This is a genomic window from Aquabacterium sp. (genome assembly GCF_004297345.1).
Classification (GTDB): Bacteria; Pseudomonadota; Gammaproteobacteria; order Burkholderiales; family Burkholderiaceae_C; genus Aquabacterium.
Window position 1 is genome coordinate 1 of record NZ_SCTN01000528.1, and the last position, 3,446, is coordinate 3,446.

The 3,446-nt window shown below is 61.7% G+C and carries 3 protein-coding genes and 2 pseudogenes; 2 read left to right on the forward strand and 3 right to left on the reverse strand.

What is annotated here, in order from left to right; translation table 11 throughout:
* Nucleotides 1–341, reverse strand: a pseudogene (locus EPO09_RS20410) (efflux transporter periplasmic adaptor subunit); the annotation flags it as partial.
* 236 nt (nucleotides 342–577) lie between these two features.
* Here EPO09_RS20410 and EPO09_RS20415 point away from each other — a divergent pair.
* Nucleotides 578–1,492 (forward strand): alpha/beta hydrolase, encoded by a 915-nt coding sequence (locus EPO09_RS20415; RefSeq protein WP_290646121.1) that lies wholly within the window; start codon nucleotides 578–580, stop codon nucleotides 1,490–1,492.
* Nucleotides 1,493–1,589: 97 nt separating this feature from the next.
* Complete coding sequence (locus EPO09_RS20420) at nucleotides 1,590–2,048, forward strand: hypothetical protein (RefSeq protein WP_290646123.1); 459 nt, start codon at nucleotides 1,590–1,592, stop codon at nucleotides 2,046–2,048.
* Nucleotides 2,049–2,067: 19 nt separating this feature from the next.
* Here EPO09_RS20420 and EPO09_RS20425 read toward each other — a convergent pair whose 3' ends face one another.
* Entirely contained in the window at nucleotides 2,068–3,060 is a 993-nt protein-coding gene (locus EPO09_RS20425) for a DUF5666 domain-containing protein (RefSeq protein ID WP_290646125.1), read from the reverse strand.
* 4 nt (nucleotides 3,061–3,064) lie between these two features.
* Nucleotides 3,065–3,446, reverse strand: a pseudogene (locus EPO09_RS20430) (hypothetical protein); the annotation flags it as partial.

Below are 3,446 nucleotides of genomic sequence, written 5' to 3' on the forward strand. Positions count from 1 at the left end.
GACAACACCGCGAGCACCTGCCCACGCTTGACCTTGTCGCCCACGTTCGCTTGCACCTCAGCCAGACGCAAGCCTGACAACTCGGCGCCGATCACGGCTTCCTGCCAGGCGGCGATGGCGCCATTGGCCGAAATCACGAGGGGCCACTGCCCTGCCTGTGGCTTGACCGTCTGCACACTCAAGGCCGCCTTGGCAGCAGTTGCAAACGGTTCAGCGGCAGCGACCACTTCAGGCTTGTCCTTCTTACCCACATCGGCCCGGGAATGCAGCCAGCTTGCACCTGCAGCAGCCACTGCTGCCGCTGCCAACCAACGACCATGACGATTGATCCACCCGGGCATGCCACCCCTCCTTGAACGTGAGCCTCGTGCCGGAATATGAAAAGAGAAAATCCGGCGATGCCCGGTTTCTACCAGAAGCTGAGGGGCTCTTTCAGGGCGTGGCCACATGTAATTTGCACATCACCATCAGTTTGACCTGAATACCCGGTGAACGAACGCGTCCATTGCCGACACAGCTTGCAAGCATTCGCCATCCTGTTGGCACAATGTGCCATGGCCACACGCCGTTGAAGTACATGCAAGCAATCACCTCCACGCCAGCGTCCATGCCCTTGAAGCCCTGGGCGCACAGCACCCGCGAAGGCTTTACCGTGCGGGGATGGCATTCGCCCCCCAGCGGCAAACCTCTGCTGCACTTCATTCACGGCAACGGCTTTTGCTCGCTGACCTATGAACCCATGCTGCAAAAGCTGGCTGCGCACTTTGACCTGTGGTTGTTCGATGCGCAAGGTCATGGCGACAGCGACCACGGCGGGCGCTTTGTCGGATGGAACCGCAATGCCGACATCGCGAAAGAAGCGCTCGACAAGCAAGGCACGGCGTTCAAATCCGTGCCCCATTACGCGACAGGGCACAGCTTTGGCGGAGTGCTCACCAGCCTGATCCTGGGCGATCATCAACAGCACTTCCAGCGAGCCGTGCTGCTGGACCCTGTGCTCATGCCGCCAGCCATGCTGATGGGCCTGTCCGTGGGAGAGTTCACTGGCATCGCCAAACAGACGCCGATGGCGCGCCAGGCACGCGCCAGACGCCGGCATTGGGCGTCCAGACAGGAAGCCTTCGAGCTGCTTCATGGCAGAGGCACCTACAAGGGCTGGGCCGATGAAGCCTTGATGGCCTTTGTGACCCACGCCCTGAAAGACGCCGCAGATGGCGGGGTGGAACTCAAGTGCAAACCCAGCCGCGAGGCTGACATCTTCAGCACTGGCCCCGACCGGCTCTGGGGCCTGCTGGGGCGCGTGCGCACGCCCACGCTGGTGCTGCACGCCAGCCACACCTTCCCCTTCGTCAAGGAATCGCTGGGCCGCTGGATGGCCATGAACGATGCCGTCTCAGGCGAGGAAGTCAAAGGTGGCCACTGCTTCATGCAGGAGCACCCCGTGCAAACGGCCGAGCAGGTAGCGGCCTACTTGCTGGGCAGCACCACCTGATACAGATATCCGCGGGTACCACAAGCGCTGAACAAGCGGCGCTTGCCCGCGATATTGCTGGCATCAAACAAGGCAAGGCCATGTCAGCATCACGCGCATGAGATCTTTTCTGTTCCTGTTAACCACGGCAGCCCTGGCTGGCGCCTTGACCGCCTGCACCTTGCGCCCGCCCGAGAGCAGCGAAGAACTCATGGTCGACAGCATGACGCTCACGCCCGAACTGGCGCAAGGCATCACAGCCAAGCCTTTTTGCCTGCACCTGCGCTACAGCAACGAGTTCTACGTGGCCTACAGTGACTCGCGCACCGAAGCATGGATCACCGAAGGCCGCTGTGACAGCGCCAAGGCCGACAAACGCCGCGTGGACGGCATCCGCCTGAGTTGGTGGAACGATTGGTACGACACGCAGACCAATCGCCAGTGCCTGGACACCGATGCCTGCCGCATGAACGACCAGAATGTGGTGGAAGGCCGCAACATCCGCTGCGCCTCCGCACAAGCCCGAGATGGCAACCAGACGGCGTTCATCACCACGGATCACGCTGTCTGCCACTGAGCCTCATCACGAAATCGGCTCAATTGGCTGCGGCTGCGCTCACCTTGTTGGCCACGATCACGTTGTTGACCAGACGGCCTTCAACCTGAACGCGATCGCCCACACTCAGCCCGCCACACACGCTGCAGACCATCTGCCGCGTATCAACAGCCAATCCGTTGACGGCAATCACACCAGCCGTGTCCAGCGACAGGCTGGTGACCACACCGTCCACGCTGGCCTGATCCCTGTCTGACACGCTGGGTTGATCGAGCGTCATCACCTGCCCTTGCCATACCGCAGGAGAGCTGCCATCGGCAGAGGCCGGCGAATACAAGACGGTTGACACCTTTGCAGAAGCCACACGTCCATTGGCGAGCCCGATCACATCCGTACCCCACTGATAGGAAATGGTCTGCTGCCCGATGCGACAGCGTCCGTTGATCGGATCCAGATCCTGAATCACCCCATGCACCACATAGTGATCTGGCACAGCCCCGGCGCGACGCTCGATGCGCGTGGCCACGTACACATCGCGCCGGGCATCATGGAATCCGTAAACCGTCACGAACTCATTGGCAGACAGGCTCGCCAGGCCTTGCGGCAGGCTTTCATCCACATGCGTGGCGCCGGACACAAGCACCGTCTGGCCCATGACCACCAGGGTGTCCGTGCCAACGCGGTCAATGGGGCCGACCAGGGCGGGCACCAGGCTGATATCGCGAGCCTGAGCCTGATCGCGCGAGCCAACATGCTCAACGGTCGAACCGGTCAGCTCTACAACCATGCCCAATTTGATGCTGGCCGATGACACGGTCTGGCCGTCTGTGTCGCGCACAGTGGCCGAGGTCTGATCGAAGTGGATGCCGTTGACCACGATGGAGCCGAACGACGTCACAGGCCCGTTGCTGAACGAACCCGTCCCCCCGCTGCTGACGCCCGCCTGGGTGTCGCTGCCAGACGATCCGCCGCCGCCACAGGCGCTCAAACTCAATATCGCAGCAAGCAACGCCGCGCTGATCAGCTTGTTCATGTTCTCACCTCTTCCTGCTTTTCGTATTGGTTTTCGCGGCTGGCCGCTTCGCTGTGTGAGCAAGCGCTTGCGCCTTGGGCATGCTGTCTGGCATGCGGTCTTCATAGCTGTACACGCCAATGCGCACCCGCTGATCCTGCGGTCGCCCAGCCAAGCGGTCTTCTTCGATGCGGCGTTCCAGCAAAGCCACGGCCTCGGCCAGCAAACGCTGCCACTGACTGGCGACGAAGTCGTGCGCCACGCGCACTGACTCAAGCGACAACTCGTCAGCAAACACCGCCTGATCAAAATGCGTCACGCCGCCACTGCCCGTGACGTTGCTGACCACGCCGCTCAGGTGATCGCCCACGTTGTCAGCCAGAAAGCCCAGCATCTGCTGCTTGTCC